17 protein-coding genes are annotated in these 18,542 nt (G+C 60.6%); 3 read left to right on the top strand and 14 right to left on the bottom strand.

Annotated elements, in window-relative coordinates; translation table 11 throughout:
• Positions 1–79: 79 nt before the first annotated feature.
• Positions 80–868 (top strand): helix-turn-helix domain-containing protein, encoded by a 789-nt coding sequence (locus tag CRN80_RS21715; protein ID WP_032896737.1) that lies wholly within the window; start codon positions 80–82, stop codon positions 866–868.
• Positions 869–962: 94 nt separating this feature from the next.
• The gene (locus CRN80_RS21710; protein WP_032896736.1) at positions 963–1,394 is read left to right on the top strand and encodes a hypothetical protein; all 432 of its coding nucleotides are present in this window, start codon (positions 963–965) and stop codon (positions 1,392–1,394) included.
• A gap of 742 nt (positions 1,395–2,136) precedes the next feature.
• Here CRN80_RS21710 and CRN80_RS21695 read toward each other — a convergent pair.
• The 12 genes from CRN80_RS21695 to CRN80_RS21640 form a co-directional block, all read right to left on the bottom strand.
• On the bottom strand, positions 2,137–3,381 hold the full coding sequence (locus tag CRN80_RS21695; protein WP_098951060.1) for a zinc-dependent alcohol dehydrogenase: 1,245 nt from the start codon (positions 3,379–3,381) through the stop codon (positions 2,137–2,139).
• 83 nt (positions 3,382–3,464) lie between these two features.
• Entirely contained in the window at positions 3,465–4,583 is a 1,119-nt protein-coding gene (locus tag CRN80_RS21690) for a carboxylate-amine ligase (protein ID WP_098952669.1), read from the bottom strand.
• Between the two features lie 6 nt (positions 4,584–4,589).
• Positions 4,590–5,534, bottom strand: a complete 945-nt coding sequence (locus tag CRN80_RS21685; RefSeq protein ID WP_098951058.1) for a class I SAM-dependent methyltransferase — start codon at positions 5,532–5,534, stop codon at positions 4,590–4,592.
• An 11-nt stretch (positions 5,535–5,545) separates the two neighbouring features.
• Positions 5,546–6,925, bottom strand: a complete 1,380-nt coding sequence (locus tag CRN80_RS21680) for an iron-containing redox enzyme family protein (RefSeq protein WP_098951056.1) — start codon at positions 6,923–6,925, stop codon at positions 5,546–5,548.
• Positions 6,926–7,133: 208 nt separating this feature from the next.
• Positions 7,134–7,409 (bottom strand): type II toxin-antitoxin system RelE/ParE family toxin, encoded by a 276-nt coding sequence (locus tag CRN80_RS21675; protein ID WP_044273978.1) that lies wholly within the window; start codon positions 7,407–7,409, stop codon positions 7,134–7,136.
• On the bottom strand, positions 7,409–7,603 hold the full coding sequence (locus CRN80_RS21670) for a hypothetical protein (protein WP_044273976.1): 195 nt from the start codon (positions 7,601–7,603) through the stop codon (positions 7,409–7,411). The genes CRN80_RS21675 and CRN80_RS21670 overlap by 1 nt, the downstream gene beginning before the upstream one ends.
• A 149-nt stretch (positions 7,604–7,752) precedes the next feature.
• Positions 7,753–9,495 carry an ABC transporter substrate-binding protein gene (locus CRN80_RS21665; protein ID WP_003192009.1) on the bottom strand — a complete coding sequence of 581 codons (1,743 nt, stop codon included), beginning with the start codon at positions 9,493–9,495 and terminating at the stop codon, positions 7,753–7,755.
• A 162-nt stretch (positions 9,496–9,657) separates the two neighbouring features.
• A complete protein-coding gene (locus CRN80_RS21660; protein WP_014718862.1) occupies positions 9,658–9,930 on the bottom strand; it encodes a DUF2160 domain-containing protein in 273 nt (90 codons plus the stop codon).
• Between the two features lie 11 nt (positions 9,931–9,941).
• On the bottom strand, positions 9,942–10,742 hold the full coding sequence (locus CRN80_RS21655) for a carbohydrate ABC transporter permease (protein WP_003232361.1): 801 nt from the start codon (positions 10,740–10,742) through the stop codon (positions 9,942–9,944).
• Between the two features lie 10 nt (positions 10,743–10,752).
• Positions 10,753–11,619, bottom strand: coding sequence for a carbohydrate ABC transporter permease (locus tag CRN80_RS21650; protein ID WP_005789024.1), 867 nt, complete (start codon positions 11,617–11,619; stop codon positions 10,753–10,755).
• On the bottom strand, positions 11,616–12,713 hold the full coding sequence (locus CRN80_RS21645; protein WP_098951054.1) for an ABC transporter ATP-binding protein: 1,098 nt from the start codon (positions 12,711–12,713) through the stop codon (positions 11,616–11,618). Before CRN80_RS21645 ends, CRN80_RS21650 begins: the two co-directional genes overlap by 4 nt.
• Positions 12,713–13,807: an ABC transporter ATP-binding protein gene (locus tag CRN80_RS21640; RefSeq protein ID WP_003192018.1), complete on the bottom strand. Its 1,095-nt coding sequence runs from the start codon at positions 13,805–13,807 to the stop codon at positions 12,713–12,715. The genes CRN80_RS21645 and CRN80_RS21640 overlap by 1 nt, the downstream gene beginning before the upstream one ends.
• Positions 13,808–14,159: 352 nt before the next feature.
• Here CRN80_RS21640 and CRN80_RS21635 point away from each other — a divergent pair, with 352 nt between their 5' ends.
• Complete coding sequence (locus CRN80_RS21635; protein WP_098951053.1) at positions 14,160–15,977, top strand: sigma-54-dependent Fis family transcriptional regulator; 1,818 nt, start codon at positions 14,160–14,162, stop codon at positions 15,975–15,977.
• 1 nt (position 15,978) lies between these two features.
• On the opposite strand, the gene CRN80_RS21630 is transcribed toward CRN80_RS21635, so the two are convergent.
• Both CRN80_RS21630 and CRN80_RS21625 read right to left on the bottom strand, forming a co-directional pair.
• Complete coding sequence (locus CRN80_RS21630; protein ID WP_098951051.1) at positions 15,979–18,096, bottom strand: TonB-dependent receptor domain-containing protein; 2,118 nt, start codon at positions 18,094–18,096, stop codon at positions 15,979–15,981.
• Positions 18,097–18,230: 134 nt separating this feature from the next.
• Entirely contained in the window at positions 18,231–18,500 is a 270-nt protein-coding gene (locus tag CRN80_RS21625; RefSeq protein WP_032896723.1) for a hypothetical protein, read from the bottom strand.
• Between the last annotated feature and the right edge of the window lie 42 nt (positions 18,501–18,542).

The raw sequence follows: 18,542 nt of genomic DNA, 5'->3' as shown, positions 1-18,542 counted from the left end.
TTCTTCCAGGGGTTGCCAAGAGCGTCGCGACGACTCTAACGTAACCACCTGTTACCGACTAACGCCAATGAGCCAGTATATGCCGCCTAAAGGACATGAAAAAGCCGTTCGCCGCAGCGTGCCTGGGCTTTCCAGCCTGCCACGGCCGGTGTACGGGCGCACTGAGTCCTTGCCCAATCGGGCGCTGACGCGACGGCACAGTCATCCGTGGGTGCAGTTGTCCTACGCGATTTCCGGGGTATTGGAGATCCAGACCAGCGTCGGACGTTTCGTCGCACCACCCCAGCGCGCGGTGTGGATCCCGGCCGGCATGCCCCATCGGGTATTCAGTTCGCCCCATACGGAAATGCGCAGCTTGTACCTCGATTGCAGCGTCACCGCCTGGGCCGCCGAGCGTTGCCAAGTGCTGGAGGTGAGCAGTTTGTTGCGCGAGTTGATCCGCAACTTCAGCCAACTGCCGGTCGAATATACCGAAGACGGGCCAGACGGACGCCTGGCCCAGGTACTGCTCGACCAACTCGCCGCCGCGCCCCAGGTGGATTTGATGTTGCCGCTGCCTCACGACCCGCGGCTGCGGCAGATCTACCGCAGCCTCAACCTGCACCCCGAGCAACAGACCACGTTGGGCGAGTGGAGCCGCAAGCTGGGAGTCAGCGAAAAAACCCTCAGTCGGGTGTTCCTGAGTGACACCGGGCTGACGTTCCGCGCGTGGCGCCAGCGCCTGCGCCTGTTAAGCGCCCTGCCCGCCCTGGAACAAGGCGAGCGGGTGACGGATGTGGCATTGGGCTGTGGCTATGAATCGACCTCAGCCTTTATCAATGCGTTTCGTCAGCAGTTTGACTCCACCCCCGGTGAATTCTTCCGCTGACCCTTTCCCACGATGCAAATAATCCCCAAACCCACGCTCGGCTGGTATTGTGCCGCGCTTTGAAACACAGCAACCGACTGCGAGGAAATGGACGTTGAACACTGACGAAAAAATGACCGGGGACCTGTTCGAGGTTGATAAGCGCCTGTCACTCAAGCCCGTGGTGGACTTCAACGCCTACCTGCGCAGCGCCTTCGGCGACGGCCCTTGCACCTGCGTGCGCTGCACGGCCAGCGGTGGTGATGAAAGCGGCTATGAGTTCCAACACACCTTCACCTTCGAGGGTAAGCCCGTGCACCGCCGCTTCGCTTCGACGGCGGGCAGTGATGTACTGATGGCGTTGAAAAAGGCCTGGTTGTCGTACACCAAGGCCGAGCTGCCGCTCAGTGGTGTGTTGGCGCTGGATACGGTGAAGGAATTCGTCGAGCCGCAGTTGCACAAACGCCTGGCGCCGTTGTTTGTGGCCAGTGGGCTGGTCAAGGATGTCGACGGCGAACTGCGCATCCAGCCGCAAGCCATGGCCTGACACAGGCTAATGTTGGGGGGAACACATCTTTCTAGGCAAAGAAGATCCAATGTGGGAGCTGGCTTGCCTGCGATAGCGGTAGTGCAGTAACAGATGCAGTGACTGCCACACCGCCATCGCAGCATACAACTCTGTGGGCTGTAGGCGCAGTCGGTAACCACGATGCGAAGCGAGCCGCTCTTGATCTGCTCTTGATCTTGATCTCAGGCGCCCCGTCAAACCACGCTGGCCGGAATTCGACAGGGATTTGGGGGGTAAACCGGCAGGGATGCCGGTTTAGCCGCCCCGCGCCATGGATGGCGCGTGGCGGCGGCCCCCCAAATCACTGGCGGATTACGGGCACACCGAGCCTAAGCGAGGTGCCGAGTGGTGGGGCAAGAGCGTTTTGCTTACTTTTGCGCTGTTCAAAAGTGAGCCGCCGTCAGGGCGGAACCCTAGGTGGCCGTTACCGCAGGAATGGATATGTACACAATCCAACTGTGTTGGCTGTCAGGCCGTCTTCGCAGGCAAGCCAGCTCCCACAGTTTGATTGCTGGGTGTCAGGTAGATTGGCACCGGCTGTCAGGCCGCCATCGCAGGCAAGCCAGCTCCCACATTGGTCAGGTATTGCCCACAGAATCAGCGCCTGGCACAGATCTCCTGTGGGAGCGGGCTTGCCCGCGAAGGCGGCGTGTCAGTCACTGAATATTCAACTGAACCACCGCTATCGCAGGCAAGCTCCCATATTTTCCCGGGTATTGGCCTAGAAACCAGGAACGCCTTGTACGCGCAACTCAGGCGTCAGTTCGTCCAGCGGTTCGGTCAGCGGCCGCTCGTTCCCACCCGGCAGCAGGATCACCTTGCGGCATTCCTCCTCGGCTTTATCAAACAGCTCATACCCCCGCGCCGCCTGCTCCAAGGGCAGCCTGTGAGTGATGATCGCCTCCGGGTGCAGATGCCCCAGCTCGATATGCTCCAACAACTCCGGTAAGAACCGCTGCACATGGGTCTGGCCCATCTTGAAAGTCAGGCCCTTGTCGAAGGCATCGCCAAACATAAAGCCATGGATAAACCCGGCATACACCCCGGCAACGCTCACCACGCCACCGCGGCGTACAGCGGCGATGCACTGGCGCAGGGCCTTGCCGCTGCTGCCCTCGATCTTGAGGGCCGTGAGCAGGGTTTCCGTGGTGCTGCCCTTGGCCTCGAAACCTACCGCATCCACCACGCCATCGACGCCGCGCATGCCGGCGGTCTGGCGGATGATGGTGTCAGCCGGGTCCTCGTCTTCTTCGAAATTGATCGGGATCACACCGTACATTTTCTGCGCATAGGCCAAACGGTACGGATGGTCGTCGACCATGAAGATCTGCTCGGCGCCCAGCATCTGCGCGCACGCCGCACTGAGCAGGCCCACCGGCCCGGCGCCATAAATCGCCACACTAGAGCCTTTGCCAATGCCCGCATTGGTCACTGCCTGCCAAGCAGTAGGCAGGATATCGGAAAGGAACAGCACCTTCTCATCCGCCAAAGTGCCAGGCACCTTGAACGGCCCGGTGTTGGCCTTGGGCACCCGCACCCACTCCGCCTGGCCGCCGGGAATGCCGCCATACAGACGGCTGTAGCCGAACAGCGCGGCCCCCGGTGGAATGGCTTTTTTATTCAGTATCGCACCGCGCCCATCGTTGGTGGTTTCGCAGGCAGCAAATTGCTGGAGCTGGCAGAAAAAGCAATCGCCACAGGCAATCACGAACGGAATCACCACACGGTCGCCAGCTTGCACAGCGGTGACGGCCGGGCCGGTTTCTTCGACGATGCCCATGAACTCATGGCCGAAGATATCGCCGTGCTCCACGGTCGGGATCTTGCCGCGATACAGGTGCAGGTCCGAGCCACAGATCGCGGTGGCGGTGACCCGCAGAATAATGTCGTCGGGTTGTTCAATGATCGGATCGGGCACGGTATCCACCTGCACCTTGTGTGCGCCCTGGTAAGTCATCGCTCGCATGCTCTGCGCTCCTGCCGTTGAGGGGTTACTAATTAAGGACAGAGCAGCCCCTCAGTGTTCCTTCGACGTAGAGCGACACCCGATCAATGGTCGCCGCGCGTCTGGGCCAACAGCAGGTCGACTACCTGGCGCACGCTGGCAAGCGCATCGGCGCCGCTGGCCTGGGCCTGGGCGTGCCAACGCAACTGTTCGGTCGCGCTGTTGCCGCGTTGCAGCAAGGCATCCAAGGTGTCGAACAACAGCGGCTCGCCCATGGCCTCTGCGGTGGCGGCAAAGGTCTGTCGGGCGTATTGCAGCCATTGCTCAGCGCTGCCCAGGGTGCCGGTGTCGTCCAACGCAAAGGTGCCAGCAGCCCCATACCGCTTGGCCTGCCAGCGATTTTCCTTGAGCAGCCAGCGCGCTTCGGTACTGAACCTGGCGCCAGGGCGTTGCATCGCGCAGGCATGGGTGACCATCACTCGAAACAACGTGGCGAGGGCCAAGGCATCAGACAGCCGTGGGCAGGCGTCAGTCATGCGCAGTTCCAGGGTGGGGTAACGCGCCGCGGGGCGGATGCCCCACCAGCCATTGCCATCGGCCTTGATCGCGCCAATGCGCTGCAACAGGGCCAGGTAGCGCAGGTACTCGGCCCAGTCGCTAAAGTGCTCCGGCACGCCCATGCGGGGCCACTCGTCGCACGCGGCCTGGCGGTAGCTCATAAAGCCGCTGGGTGCGCCGTCCCAGAAGGGGGACGAGCAACTGAGCAGCAGCAACAACGGCAACCACGGCGACACCTGGTTCATCACCGCGATGCGGTCCAACGCCTGCGGCACCTGCACATGCACATGCAGCCCGCACAACACACTGCGCCGCGCTACGTATTGAATATCGTCGAACAGTTGCCGGAAATGCGCCTGATCGGTCGGCCGTTGCCCACGCCAATCGGCCAGCGGGTGGCTGCCGGCGCACACCACACCGAGACCGAACTCAGCCAGGGATTGCGCCAGGTTGCCGCGCCCAGTCGAGAAATAATCCGCCGCTTCGGCGCTGGAGGTAAACACCGGCGAGGCCGCCTCGATCTGACCTTGGAACATCTCAAAGGAGAAGCCCGCGCCAATCGCTTCGCGGCAGGCCGCCAGCACCGCCGCAGACGGCTCGCCGACCATCTGACGGCTGTGCAGGTCGGTGATGAAGTATTCCTCTTCAATACCAAAGGTGAGCATCGGCATTCAGCGCAATCGGGTGACAGTCAGCGCGACCACGGCAATGCGCTCCACCTGCTCATAGCCTGGCTTTTCCAGTTCTTCACCAAAAACGTCCGGGTCCAGTTCGCGGTAGGTCCAGCCGTAGGCGTCGCTGCCCAACAGTGGCTTGACCGCCTCCAGGAAGGGATCGCTGCCGGCCACCATCGCCACCCCGGTATACAGCAGCAGGCTCCCGCCCAGGGCCAGGCGCCCGATGGACTCACTGACAATGCGCAATGACAACTGCTCGCCCAGGGCGCCACCGCCATGGCGATAGGCGCGCTGACGGTCATCTTTCATGTACGGCGGGTTGGCGACGATCAGATCGAACTCGCCCTCCACACTGGCTAGCACGTCACTGTGGTAAACGCTGAGGTTATTCAACCCGGCCAGCTCGGCATTCACCGCGGTCATGCGCAGGGCGCGCGGGTTGATGTCCACTGCCAGCACCTGGGCGTCATGCCGGGCTTTAGCAATCACCAGCGCGCCGACGCCAGCGCCACAGCCGATGTCTACGGCGCGCTTGAGGGGCTCGAAACGCTGTTGCAGGTAGCCTTCGATTACCTGGGCAAAGCGGTAGCTGTCGGGGCCGAAAAACACCGCGTCCGCCTGGTCGGTGGGATAAGGCGAATGAGCGAACAACAGACCGTCGAGGCTCGACCAACGCACCGTGCTGCGCCATAGCGCGCCGTGTTTTTCGATCACGCCCGCTTGCTGCAACTCCTCACGCAAGGCCTCGGGCAACAGACCTTGATCGAACGGCATCGACCACCCGAACACATCGCGCAGCGTCATTGCCAGGGGCGTCGCCAGCCGCCGGTAGACACGCTCGTGGGTCAAGGGCGTTGGTGTGATAAAGCGATAACCGCCCTCCTTCAACCCCCGGCCCAGGTTCAACAAGGCACGATCAGCCAGTTGTTGCGCAGACATAGGCACATTCCTTAGCGCAGGCGCGCACGCAGTTGGATAAAGCGGCGAGTGGCATACAGCCCGGCAGGCGTGCAATGACGGCGTGCCGACAGCCATGGGATCAGCGCATTGAGCTGTTGCACATCGGGCAAGTTGCACAACGACTCCGCCAGGGCCTGGGTATCCGGGTCCGCCGGTCGATGCTGCTCGCGGGAAAACCGGCTACCGCGTCCCGGCCGTACGGGCGCCACGCGTTCGCTGGCCACCCATTCACCGGCGATCCAGTCATGGATCAGTTGTTTTTCATAACCGCTGAATACCCCGAACATCGCGGCGCCAGCGCCCTCGATCAATTGCCAGAAGCGGCTGTTGGCGGGGTCCTGGTTGTGCTGGATCCAGCCTTTGTCTTCCAGGGCCTTGAGGAACGCGCCGATCTGCCCAGGCCGGGCCAGCCATTGGTTGACGGTCTGGCCTTCGAAGCGGCAATAGTCCGAATGCATGTGCTGGCCGAAGGCGCGCTTGCGTTCGAGCATCGCCACCACTTGGTCCTGCAGGTTGAACTGTTTGATGACAGACGTGGTACCCAGGCCCAGATCATTCAGACGGTAGCCTGCGGCCACCCGGCGATAGAAGTCTGCCCTGCCCTCGCCCAGTGGCAACAGGTTCAGCACCGATTGTGCGGCCTTGCAGGCGTGGCCACTGCTGGCGTTGTCGATGGTGACATGCAGCGTGAAGTAATAAGGGTCGATGCCCAACTCACTGAGTTCATAGGCGCTGATCAACAGGTGCAGCGGCAGTTGCTCGTAACCCAGGTTGAAGCCAATGACCTCCGGCAGGAACTCGTCGGCACACACACCCAGCGCCAGTTGCAGCGCGCCTTGCAGGTAATGGTCATCCTCAAGGCCGGCTTCGCTGTCGGCATCGTGTTCGCTGAGCAACTTGCGGTAGATCACCACATGGTTCTGCGCGGCTTCACCGTCGCCCAATTCTTCCAGGTAAGTGGTGAGCAGGCCGTCAAAGCGCTGGTCTTGCCAATAGCGCAGCAAGCCGTAGAGCCAGGCACCGTCCACCTGTTTGGTCGGCGCCACGCACTGCAGGAAATACAACGCATGGGCCTTGTTCTGGAAATACCGCCGCGGCCCACCGTTTCGGCGCTGTTCCAGATAATCGGCATAGGCCTGGGCCACCTCGGCGCAGCGCTGCTCGACCCAGGCCAGCAGCTGTTCGGGCGCCTCTGGCAAGTCGCAATCGGTTGCCTCTACCAGGGCCAATTGATCGTGCAGGTATTCACGCGCCAGTTCGGCGGCGTCTTGGGTTTCGCCATGCAGCTGTTGGTAGACCCGTTGATGGCGGCCCTGGGCCGAATCAGTGAGAGAGGCCGGCTGGCCAGACAGCGCTGTAAGGAGTGTCATGATGGCAGTTTCCGCAAAGTCCGTTACAACGGGCCTCCCACAAGGTGGCCCCGCAAGAGCGCTTGAAAAACATGCGCTTCTAAGATGCAGAACCTTGAGAGGTGCGGAAAATTCAGATGGGATTGTTAACCTGGAGACAAGCGGTCGCGGTGTTATTGCGATGGGGGCATTGGATCAATAGTCGTGCCCAACGCGATATGAGGGGAAATCAGGGATACTCCTGCCGAGCGTGCAACACGTTGACTATCTCGATGCGCTCCGCCGTTACTCGATACACCAGGACGTAATTGGGGTGAACGACGACCTCCCGAGTGCCGGGCACACGCCCGTTCGGATACAGGTAAGGATGCTCGGTCAGTGGCAGAGGCGCACCTTCAAGGCGTGTCTTGATACGGCGCGCAGCCCCAGGATTCTCTGCTGCAATGAAAGTAACGATGTCAATCAGGTCGCTGATAGCCTCATCAAGCCAAACAACACTCAACATCAGGCTTTGACCCTCTGCTTGCGTTCTGCTTCAAGAATAATCGCCTCAACCCTCGCCATGACTTCGTCATGGGGTACACCGGGTCCGGGGTTGGCCAAGCTTTTTTCGACTTTGGCGCGAAACCAAAGATCATGGCTACTTGCCTGCTCCTCAGTTTCAAATTCGGAAACAATTGGGGAAAGTGGAACACCCATGAGATGACCTCCTGTATGAATGCTCAGCAGTTTAGTCCCAAGCTAGCAGGCTGTCTCGGACCACCAGATGAAATGCAGGTGGCTCACCCACAAACAAAAAAACACAACGGCACGCCAGCGTGCCGTTGTGTTCCGCTCATTCAGCGAAATTACTTACGCGCCGCCTCCCACTGCTTGAGCAGGTCGTTGTAGTTCACGGTTTCGCCCTTGGGCTTCTCGTTGGCCAGTTTCGGCTTCGGCGCACCCGGCTGGTCGAACCAGTATTGCGCGTCACGCTCGGGGTTCATTTTCGGGCCGCACACCGGTTGCACCTTGGAGCGTTCCAGGCGCGTCATGATCGCGTCCTGCTCCTTGGCCAGGTTGTCCAACGCCTGTTGCGGGGTTTTCTCGCCGCTGGCCGCTGCGGCGATGTTGCTCCACCACAGTTGCGCCAAGCGCGGGTAGTCCGGCACGTTGGTGCCCGTCGGGGACCATTCGGTGCGGGCCGGGCTGCGGTAGAACTCCACCAGCCCCCCGAGTTTGGGCGCCATGTCGGTCATGGCCTGGGAGTTGATATCGGACTCACGAATCGGCGTCAGGCCAACGATGGTTTTCTTCAGCGACACGGTTTTGGAGGTCACGAACTGCGCATAGAGCCAGGCCGCGAGTTTCTGCTTCTCGGGTGTGGACTTGAGGAAGGTCCAGGAGCCTACGTCCTGATAGCCCTTCTTCATGCCTTTTTCCCAATACGGCCCGACCGGCGACGGCGCCATGCGCCACTTCGGCGTACCGTCGGCATTCACCACCGGTAAGCCCGGCTTGACCATGTCGGCGGTAAACGCGGTGTACCAGAAGATCTGCTGAGCAATGTTGCCCTGGGAAGGCACCGGGCCGGATTCGGAGAAAGTCATGCCCGCCGCTTCCGGTGGCGCGTAGGCTTTCATCCAGTCCACGTATTTCTGCGTGGCGAATACGGCTGCCGGGCCGTTGGTGTCGCCGCCACGGGTGACGCTGGAGCCCACCGGGTGGCAGTCCTCCACACGAATGCCCCACTCGTCCACCGGCAAGCCGTTGGGCAAGCCCTTGTCGCCGCCGCCGGCCATGGAGAACCAGGCATCGGTGAAACGCCAGCCCAGGGACGGGTCTTTCTTGCCGTAGTCCATGTGCCCATAAATGCGCTTGCCGTCGATTTCCTTGACGTCTTCGCTGAAGAACTTGGCGATGTCTTCATACGCGGACCAGTTCACCGGCACACCCAGGTCGTAGCCGTATTTCTCCTTGAACTTGGCCTTCAGCTCCGGCCGCTCGAACCAGTCGGCGCGGAACCAGTAGAGGTTGGCGAACTGCTGGTCGGGCAACTGGTAGATCTTGCCGTCCGGCGCGGTGGTGAACGACAGGCCGATAAAGTCTTTGAGGTCCAGGGTGGGCGAGGTGAAATCCTTGCCTTCGTTGGCCATCAGGTCGGTGATGGATTCGGTCTTGCCGTAGCGAAAGTGCGTACCGATCAAGTCGGAATCGTTGACCCAGCCGTCATAGATGTTCTTGTCGGACTGCATCTGGGTTTGCAGCTTCTCCACCACGTCGCCTTCCTGCAGCAGGTCGTGGGTCAGCTTGATGCCGGTGATTTCACTGAAGGCCTTGGCCAGCACCTTGGACTCGTACTCGTGGGTGGTGAGGGTTTCCGACACCACGTTGATCTTCATCCCACGGAACGGCTCCGACGCCTTGATAAACCACTTCAACTCCTCCAGCTGTTGGGCTTCGGTAAGGGTCGAGGGTTTGAACTCGCTGCCGATCCATTTTTTTGCGGCATCTTCATACGCATCGGCCCAGGCCGAAGCGCTCAAACCACTGAGGGCCAGTACGGCAGCCAATGAAATGCTATGTCGCAGCTTATTGTTTTTATTCAACATAGAGACCTCCAGGTTAATTTCAAACGGGGCTATCGGCAACCACCTCCCTTGTAGGAGCGAGCTTGCTCGCGAAGAACGCAAAGACACCGCGGGCTACCAGGAGCACTGCGTTATCGTTGACGATTTTCGCGAGCAAGCTCGCTCCTACAGAGGTGTGCACAGCTAGCCCCAACGCATCACACTCAACAGCCATACCAGGGAGAGCGCGGACGCCACCCAGATGCTCCAGTCGGTAACGCCAATGACCAGCAAATGCAGGTAGGCGCTGCCGAGCAGACCGATAAACAAGCGATCGCCACGGGTGGTGCTGATCGGCAGCAACCCGCGCCGGGGGATACTCGGCGAACGCAATTCCCAAGTGGTCATGCCCGCCAGAATCAGGGCAATACCGCCAAAGAACAGCGCTGTGGGGGTGGTCCAGGCCATCCATTCCATCATCGACTCCTCTAGACCCGGCCCAGGGCAAAGCCCTTGGCCACGTGGTTGCGAACAAACCAGATCACCAGCATGCCCGGCAGGATGGTCAACACCCCCGCCGCTGCCAGCACGCCCCAATCAATGCCGGAGGCCGACACCGTGCGGGTCATCACCGCTGCGATGGGCTTGGCGTTGACCGAGGTGAGCGTGCGCGCCAGCAGCAGCTCGACCCAGGAAAACATAAAGCAGAAAAACGCCGTAACGCCGATACCGGAGCCAATCAGCGGGATAAAAATCTTCACGAAAAACTTAGGAAAACTATAGCCGTCGATGTAGGCGGTTTCGTCGATTTCCTTGGGTACACCGGACATGAAGCCTTCCAGGATCCACACCGCCAACGGCACGTTGAACAGGCAATGGGCCAAGGCCACGGCGATGTGCGTATCGAACAGGCCAATGGATGAATACAGCTGGAAAAACGGCAGCAGGAACACTGCCGGCGGCGCCATACGGTTGGTGAGCAGCCAGAAGAACAGGTGCTTGTCACCCAGAAAACGATAGCGCGAGAACGCATAGGCTGCCGGTAGCGCCACGCTCAGGGAGATCACCGTGTTCAGGCTCACGTAGTACAGCGAGTTGAGGTAACCGGTGTACCAGCTTGGGTCGGTGAAGATCACCTTGTAGTTGGCCAGGGTGAAATCCTGCGGAAACAGGGTCAGGCCGCCGAGGATTTCGGTGTTGCTCTTGAAGGACATGTTCAGCAGCCAGTAGATCGGCACCAGCAGGAACAGGATGTATATCAGTAATGGAATCAGCTTGCGTTTGCTCATGTTGGCGGCCTCAGCGGTTGGCGTCGGAATGAGTCATGGCGGTGTAGAACAGCCAGGACACCAACAGGATGATCAGGAAGTACACCAGGGAAAACGCCGCCGCCGGGCCCAGGTCGAATTGGCCGACGGCCATCTGGGTAAGCGTCTGACTCAGGAAGGTGGTGGCGTTACCCGGCCCGCCGCCGGTGAGCACGAAGGGTTCGGTGTAAATCATGAAGCTGTCCATGAACCGCAGCATCACCGCGATCAGCAGCACGCTTTTCATCTTCGGCAACTGGATATGTCGGAACACCGCCCAAGCCGATGCACGATCAATCCGCGCAGCTTGGTAGTACACGTCCGGAATGGCCCTTAAACCTGAGTAGCACAGCAGCGCCACCAATGAGGTCCAGTGCCACACATCCATGACCAGCACGGTGACCCAGGCGTCCATGGTGTTGGCAGCGTAGTTGTAGCTGATGCCCATGGCGTTGAGGGTCGAGCCCAGCAGGCCGATGTCGGCACGGCCAAAAATCTGCCAGATGGTGCCGACCACGTTCCACGGAATCAGCAACGGAATGGCGAGGATGATCAGCACCAGCGAGGACCAGCGGCCCTTGGTGGGCATGGTCAGGGCGATGGCGATGCCCAACGGGATCTCAATGAGTAGCACGCAGGCCGAGTAGATGAACTGGCGCAGCAGCGAATCGTGCAGGCGTGGGTCGAGCAGCACCTGCTTGTACCAGTCGGCCCCGACGAAATAGCGGCTGGACTGATCGAAAATGTCCTGCACCGAATAGTTGACCACCGTCATCATCGGGATCACCGCACTGAACGCCACCAGCAGGAACACCGGCAACACCAGCCACCAGGCCTTGTTGTTCTGCACCTTGTTCATGGCGCCACCTCCAGCAGGTAATCGTCGGCGTAGAGCATCAGCCATTGCGCGGGGAAACTGATGGAGGCCTTGCCTTCCGGCACCGGCTTGTCCTCGGCCAGGCGCACCTTGAGCGTGGCGCCGTCGAGGTTGAGGGTCATGATCTTGTAGGTGCCGAGGTCTTCCACATGGACGACGTCGGCTTGCAGGGCGTCAGGGTTGTGCTCGTCCCACACGTGGATAAATTCCGGGCGGATACCAACCTGGAGTTTTTTGTAGTCAGTGGTGTTGAGACGTTGCTGCAACGCTTCGGACAGTGGCAACAGGGTATTGGCGAACCCTACACCGCCAGACTTGGCCTGCACCTCGATCAGATTCATCCCAGGGCTACCGATGAAATAACCGACAAAGGTGTGGCTGGGCCGCTCGAACAATTCACGCGGCGTACCGAACTGCACGATCTGCCCGCCATACATCACCGCGATCTTGTCGGCGAAGGTGGAGGCTTCCAGTTGATCATGGGTGACATAGACCATGGTGATATTGAACTGCTCATGGATCTGCTTGAGCTTGCGCCGCAGTTTCCACTTCAGGTGCGGGTCGATCACCGTCAGCGGCTCATCAAAGAGAATGGCCGACACGTCATCGCGTACCAGGCCACGGCCCATGGAAACTTTCTGTTTTTCGTCGGCGGTGAGGTTGCGGGCTTTTTTGCTCAGCAGGTTTTGCAGGTCGAGGACTTCGGCGATCTCCTGCACCTTGCTATGGATTTTCGCCTCGGCCATGCCCTGGTTGCGCAGCGGGAACGCCAGGTTGTCGAACACCGTCATGGTGTCGTACACCACCGGGAACTGGAACACCTGGGCGATATTGCGTTTCTCCGGGGTGAGCTCGTTGACCACCTGGGTATCAAACAGTACCTGACCTTCGGACGGGCTAAGCAGGCCGGAAATGATATTGAGCAGCGTGGACTTGCCGCAGCCTGACGGCCCGAGCAAGGCATAGGCTCCGCCCTGCTCCCACACATGGTTCATTTCCCGAATGGCGTAGTCTTCTGGCCCCGCGGGCGCAGGGCTGTAGCTATGGGCCAGGTTGCGCAAATGGATCTCGGCCATCAGGCAACCCTCGCGACACGGCGCCCGGGGGCCTGGACCAAGCGGCCCTGACCATCGAACACAAACAGTTTGTGGGTGGGGATATACACGCGGATCGGCGCGTCGACATCGTACTCATGCACCCCCGGCAGGTGCAGCACCAGCAGGAAATGCTCACTGCGCACATGCAGGAAGGTTTCCGAGCCGCTGATCTCGGCGACTTCCACGGTCACCGCCAGCTCCAGGTCATCATCGTTGCTGGGCACCAGGCTGATATGGCTGGGGCGCACGCCAAAGCGGAAATCGCCTTCGCCGATGGGCCGCAGGTCAACATTGAGTGGGAAATGCACGAAATTGGCGAAGCTCACTTCGTTGCCGCTGATGCGCCCTGGCATCAGGTTGATCGGCGGCTCGGAGAACAGCTCAGCGGCGAGCACGGTTTGCGGCTGGTGGTAGACCTCGGCGGCCTTGCCACTCTGGATCACCCGCCCCTCGTGAAGAATGGTGGTGGTGCCGCCCAAGGCCAGGGCTTCGTTGGGCTCGGTGGTGGCATAAATGGCGATGGTGTGGCGCGCCTTAAACAGTTCGCGCATTTCCTGGCGCAGCTCTTCGCGCAGTTTGTAGTCCAGGTTGACCAGCGGTTCATCGAACAAAATCAGTTCGGCGTCCTTCACCAAGGCGCGGGCCATGGCGGTGCGTTGCTGCTGGCCACCGGACAGCTCCAGGGGGTGGCGCTGCAGGAATTTCTCGATGCGCAGCATCTTGGCGGTTTCCAGCACCTTGCTCTGGATCACCTCATTGGACACACCGGCCTGGCGCAACGGCGAGGCGATGTTCTCGAACACGGTCATGGTCGGGTAGTTGATGAACTGCTGGTAGACCATCGACACATTGCGCAGGCGCACCGGCTTTTGCGTGACGTCCACGCCGTTCATCAGGATACGGCCGCTGTCGGGCTTGTCCAGGCCGGCCATCAGGCGCATCAGGCTGGTCTTGCCGGACAGGGTGCGACCGAGCAGGACGTTGAAAGAACCGGCTTCGAACCGCAGGTTGGCGTCGTCGATCCAGGTTTGGCCGTCGACAACGCGGGAGACATGTTCCAGGGTCAATGACATGACACGACCTTTTTTATTATTGGAATGAATCTGGTCCATTGTCAGAGCGAGTTTCGTGCCAAAACCGCAAGCGCTTGATGTGTAAGGAAATGGGTGAATCATGATGTTCAGGAGTGAACAATCCGGCTGAACAACTGAACACTGCCGGGGTTGACAATGAACAGTTGTGAACAACACTCTCATAACCAACACAGACTAAATGTGGGAGCGGGCTTGCTCGCGAATGCAGTGGGTCAGTCAATCATCGGTCGACTGATACACCGCATTCGCGAGCAAGCCCGCTCCCACAGTTTGAATCGGTTTCTTCAGTTAGATATGCAAAAACAATAACAATAAAAATGAAGGTCGCACGATGGCCGAACCCTTGACCCACGACACCCTTATCCAGGAATCCTGGCGCCGTTGCCGCGCCTATGGCCTGGACCACCAGAGCGCCCCCAGCTTTGACCAACTGCCCGCCGAGGGCATTCGCCAACTGCTGGAAAGCCAGCATTCCCTGGTACAGACCACCCACCAGGAAGTGTTGCCCTACTACGAAAACATTCTCAGCAATTCCAACTGCCTGATCATGCTCGCCGACAATCAGGGCCAGGTGCTGACCTCGTGGGGTACCCAGCGGTTTATCGAACCCACGCTGGCCCGTGGCTTCAGCCCCGGCGCCAGTTGGATGGAACGCGCCAGCGGCACCAATGCCATCGGCACCGCGCTGGCCTGCGCCCAGGCCGTGCATATTGAGCACGATGAGCACTTCCTCAAGGCCAACCGCTTCATGACCGGCTCCGCAGCGCCGATTTTCGACGCCCAGCGCGAAATCATCGCCGTGCTGGATGTGTCCAGCGACAGCTACCTGCCGCCCTCCCACACCCTGGGCATGGTCAAGATGATGAGCCAGACCGTGGAAAACCGGCTGATCCTCAACCTGTTTCGCGGCGAACACTTCCAACTGACCTTCAACACCGGCTTGAGCAACCTCGACAGCCAATGGGCCGGCCTGCTGATCTTTGATGAAAGCGGCCAGGTGCTGTCGGCCAATCGGCGTGCAGATAACCTGCTGGGCATCAGCCTGTCGCGGGTGATGATCGACAGCCTGTTCAAGGTCTCGCTGCTGGAGTTGCTCAACCAACCGGAAGGGCTGCCCTTCGCCTTGCACGCGGCGGGACGCAATAGGTTTCAGTGCCTGTTGAAGCGGCCCAAGCAGATGCCGGTGCAGGCCCGGGTGTTCAGCCAACCGCCGCCGCCAGCACCGACCTCGATCAACCTCCAGACCCTGCATTTTGGCGATGTGCGCGTGGAAAAAGCCGTGCGCCAGGCCGAGCGCCTGCTGGAAAAAGACATTCCGTTGTTGATTCACGGCGAGACCGGCGTGGGCAAAGAGGTGTTCGTCAAAGCCCTGCACCAGGCCAGTTCCCGCAGCCGGCAGGCGTTGATCGCAGTGAACTGTGCGGCGATTCCCGCAGAGCTGGTGGAATCGGAACTGTTCGGCTACGAAAAAGGCGCCTTCACCGGCGCCAACCAGAAAGGCAGCATCGGCCTGATCCGCAAGGCGGACAAGGGCACGCTGTTTCTCGACGAGATCGGCGATATGCCGCTGCCGACCCAGGCCCGCCTGTTACGGGTGCTGCAAGAACGCTGCGTGCAACCGGTGGGCAGCAGCGAGGTGTTCCCGGTGGATCTGCGCATCATCTCGGCGACCAACCGCGCCTTGCGCGAGCTGGTGCAGGCTGGGCGCTTTCGCGAAGACTTGTACTACCGCATCGGCGGCCTGACCCTGGAATTGCCGCCGTTGCGCGAGCGTACCGACAAGCAGGCGCTGTTCCAGCAACTGTGGCAGCAACACCGCGAGCCGACGCAATGGGCCGGGCTGAGTGCCGAGGTGCTGAGGCTATTTGAGCAACACCTGTGGCCGGGGAATTTACGCCAGGTGAGCAGCGTGTTGCAGGTGGCGTTGGCAATGGCCGAAGAGCAGCCGATCCGCGCAGAGCACCTGCCCGATGATTTCTTCGTGGATTTGCAGGCGACGCTGCCGCAGTCCAAACCCGAACACCTGGATGAACGCCTTGACCTGAACCAGCGCCTGGAAGCCGTGGGCGGAAATATTTCCCACCTGGCGCGGGAGCTGGGGGTGAGTCGCAACACCCTGTACAAGCGCCTGCGCCAGCACGAAGGCTGATTTAACGCCAGCTCCAGGAAACGCCGGTGTAGATACCCCGCCCATCAGCGGGGGTTGAACGTGCAGCGTCCATGCCGTTGTCGTCGTAGCCCGGCGTGACGGTGTTGGCGTAGCGGCGGTTGGTGAGGTTGCGCAGGTCGACCCAGGCTTGCCAGTCCTGCTTGGGCGCGTCGTAGCCGAAGGTGGCGCCGAGGGTGGTGTAGGCCGCCGCGTAATAGGAATTGGCGTAGTCCACCGCTACCCGTGAGGCATGCTCGGTGTTGAAGCTTGTGTAGAAACCCGTCGGGTGGCTGTAGCGCAATTGCGCCTGGTAGTAGTGCTTGGGAATGCCGGGCAAGGTGTTGTCGCCGAAGCGGTCGTCATCGCGGTAGTGGAAGTCGCTGAAGGTGTAGGCCTGGCGCAGGTCGAGCTTACCGCTGCGGCCGCCGTCCCACAGCGGGCTGAGCAGGCTCAGCTCCACACCCTGGTGCACGGTGGGGCTGGCGTTGGATTCGGCGATGATGGCGCTACTGTTGGCGGTTTGGGCCTGGGTTTCCACGGAGAGCAATTCGTGACGCACTTCGGAGCGGTAGAGGGCCAGGTCCCACTGGCCGAGCCATGCTTCACCGCGCCCGCCGATTTCCAGAGTGGTGGCGGTCTGATTACGCAGCTTCACGCCTTCGCGCTGTAACCCCGTGGCTGCCCCACTGCCCTTGCCGAAATATTTGTTCGCCCCCCAGATCATCGACCATGCGTGCGGTGGCTCTACCGAGCGGCTCAGGTTGCCGTAAATCTGCAGCTGCGGGGTGAAGTCGTAACGCAGGCCAATGCGCGGCGCGTAATCCCAATCATGCTGACTGATCGGCGCCTGGCCGTCGGGATACGTGACCTGGGTTTCGCGGCGCGTGTAGATGGCGGCGAGGCCGGTGGTCAGCCACAGATCCTCCACCAGTTCCAGCTCATTGCCTACATGCAGCACGGTATCGGAGCCCAGATAGCTGTAGTCGCGGGTCTTGGTGCCCGGGGCATAAATGGCGGTGTTGCCCGCAGGGATGCGGACGTATTCCGACGCGCCATTGTTCGGCATCGCCTGGGTGGTACGCAGGCCCACGGTGGTGGTGCTGGCATGGCCGAACAGGCTGTCCTGGCGGATGTAATTCAGGGTGCCGCTGATATCGGTGTAGGCGACCTTGAGGCGGTTGGTGCCTTCGCGCAGGTCCATGGGGTAATCGTGGTAGGCCAGTCCGACCTCGACCCGTGAATTATCGTCCAAGCGCAAGGTGGTTTTGTTGGCGATCCAGGTGGAGCCCGGTTGCAGGCGTTTTGAATCGCGGGCGGCATTGAGGCTGTTGGCGGCACGCGGATCATGGCTGATCTGGTCACGCGTGAGCCTGCCGGGAGAATCGTTGGTGGTTTCGCGATAACGCAAATAGAAGCGCGTTTCCAGGTCCGGGTTAAAGCGGTAGCCGAAGTTGGCAGCGATGCCCTTGCCGCTACCGGCGCTCTGGTGCTGATAACCGTCGGATTCCGAATCGGTGAGGCTGATGTAATAGTCGGCGTCCCCCAGCACTTGCCCCGAACTGACTTCACGTTGAGCATAGCCGCGACTGCCGACCTCATAGCGCACTTGCAGCTTGGGCGCGTCCAAGCCGGTGCGGGTGACGTAATTGACCGCACCGCCCAAAGCCAATGCACCCTGATCGAACCCGTTGGCGCCACGCAGCACCTCTACCCGGCTTTGCCACAGCGGGTCCTTCAGCTCATAAGGCGTACCACCTGGGCCGGTAAGCGGCAGGCCGTCGAACATTTCATACAGGCCGGAGGCATGGGCACCGGGGGCGCGGTTCAGGCCCGAGCCACGGATGGACACCTTCACCCCTTCGTTATTGGCCGCTTTGGCGTACACACCAGCCTGGTATTTGAAGACATCCTCGTTGCTGCTGACCCGCCCCTGTTGCACGCTGTCCATATCGATGTAATTGGTGCCACCGGGCACGCTTTTGAGCTGCGCCTGGGCGATTTCTGCGGCGCTGGCCTCGGCCGTGGTGACTTCAACCGGCGCCAATTGCAGGCCTTCGGCCTGTACCAGCGAGCTGAGGGTCAAGGCGGCAAAAATAAACGGGGGGTGGCGCAGCAGCATTGGGGGCAGGTCCTTGGAATCCGGGAACGTGCCGGGCCAAGCCCACCACGCGAACAGTGATGGGAAGGCAGGCACGCCCGTCGAGTCACTCCTTAATGACGGACAGGGGCGTATCAAAAACAGGGATGAATCATTTAGCCATCGGTAGTTGCCAATGCCCGCAGCAGATCATCTGCATCCGACCCCGGCGCAAAGCGAAAGCCATACATTTCGTCAGTGGCGAGAATCTCCCCCAAGGTGTCGCGCAACTGGGCTTCCGTGGGCGAGTCACGCAATAACTTATGCGCCGGCAGCAATAACTCGGCAGACACGCCCTGGGCCGTCGCGGCGTCGATCACCGCATAGAGGATAAACCGCAAGCGTATTTCGCGATCCGTGGGCCAAACCGTTTTTCGTTTACCCAAGGTAGGGCCTCGTGTTTAAGAAAAATCCGAGGCTATTGCCCG

It is taken from the genome of Pseudomonas sp. FDAARGOS_380, from assembly GCF_002591235.1.
Classification (GTDB): domain Bacteria; phylum Pseudomonadota; class Gammaproteobacteria; order Pseudomonadales; family Pseudomonadaceae; genus Aquipseudomonas; species Aquipseudomonas salmasensis.
This window is presented reverse-complemented; position numbering and strand designations above follow the sequence as displayed.

Bases quoted from the DNA above. Each gene is read 5' to 3' on its own strand.
- CRN80_RS21715 (WP_032896737.1), top strand. From the start codon at position 80: ATGCCGCCTAAAGGACATGAAAAAGCCGTTCGCCGCAGCGTGCCTGGG.
- CRN80_RS21695 (WP_098951060.1), bottom strand. From the start codon at position 3,381: ATGCGAGCGATGACTTACCAGGGCGCACACAAGGTGCAGGTGGATACC.
- CRN80_RS21690 (WP_098952669.1), bottom strand. From the start codon at position 4,583: ATGCTCACCTTTGGTATTGAAGAGGAATACTTCATCACCGACCTGCAC.
- CRN80_RS21685 (WP_098951058.1), bottom strand. From the start codon at position 5,534: ATGTCTGCGCAACAACTGGCTGATCGTGCCTTGTTGAACCTGGGCCGG.
- CRN80_RS21680 (WP_098951056.1), bottom strand. From the start codon at position 6,925: ATGACACTCCTTACAGCGCTGTCTGGCCAGCCGGCCTCTCTCACTGAT.
- CRN80_RS21675 (WP_044273978.1), bottom strand. From the start codon at position 7,409: ATGTTGAGTGTTGTTTGGCTTGATGAGGCTATCAGCGACCTGATTGAC.
- CRN80_RS21670 (WP_044273976.1), bottom strand. From the start codon at position 7,603: ATGGGTGTTCCACTTTCCCCAATTGTTTCCGAATTTGAAACTGAGGAG.
- CRN80_RS21665 (WP_003192009.1), bottom strand. From the start codon at position 9,495: ATGTTGAATAAAAACAATAAGCTGCGACATAGCATTTCATTGGCTGCC.
- CRN80_RS21660 (WP_014718862.1), bottom strand. From the start codon at position 9,930: ATGGAATGGATGGCCTGGACCACCCCCACAGCGCTGTTCTTTGGCGGT.
- CRN80_RS21655 (WP_003232361.1), bottom strand. From the start codon at position 10,742: ATGAGCAAACGCAAGCTGATTCCATTACTGATATACATCCTGTTCCTG.
- CRN80_RS21650 (WP_005789024.1), bottom strand. From the start codon at position 11,619: ATGAACAAGGTGCAGAACAACAAGGCCTGGTGGCTGGTGTTGCCGGTG.
- CRN80_RS21645 (WP_098951054.1), bottom strand. From the start codon at position 12,713: ATGGCCGAGATCCATTTGCGCAACCTGGCCCATAGCTACAGCCCTGCG.
- CRN80_RS21640 (WP_003192018.1), bottom strand. From the start codon at position 13,807: ATGTCATTGACCCTGGAACATGTCTCCCGCGTTGTCGACGGCCAAACC.
- CRN80_RS21635 (WP_098951053.1), top strand. From the start codon at position 14,160: ATGGCCGAACCCTTGACCCACGACACCCTTATCCAGGAATCCTGGCGC.
- CRN80_RS21630 (WP_098951051.1), bottom strand. From the start codon at position 18,096: ATGCTGCTGCGCCACCCCCCGTTTATTTTTGCCGCCTTGACCCTCAGC.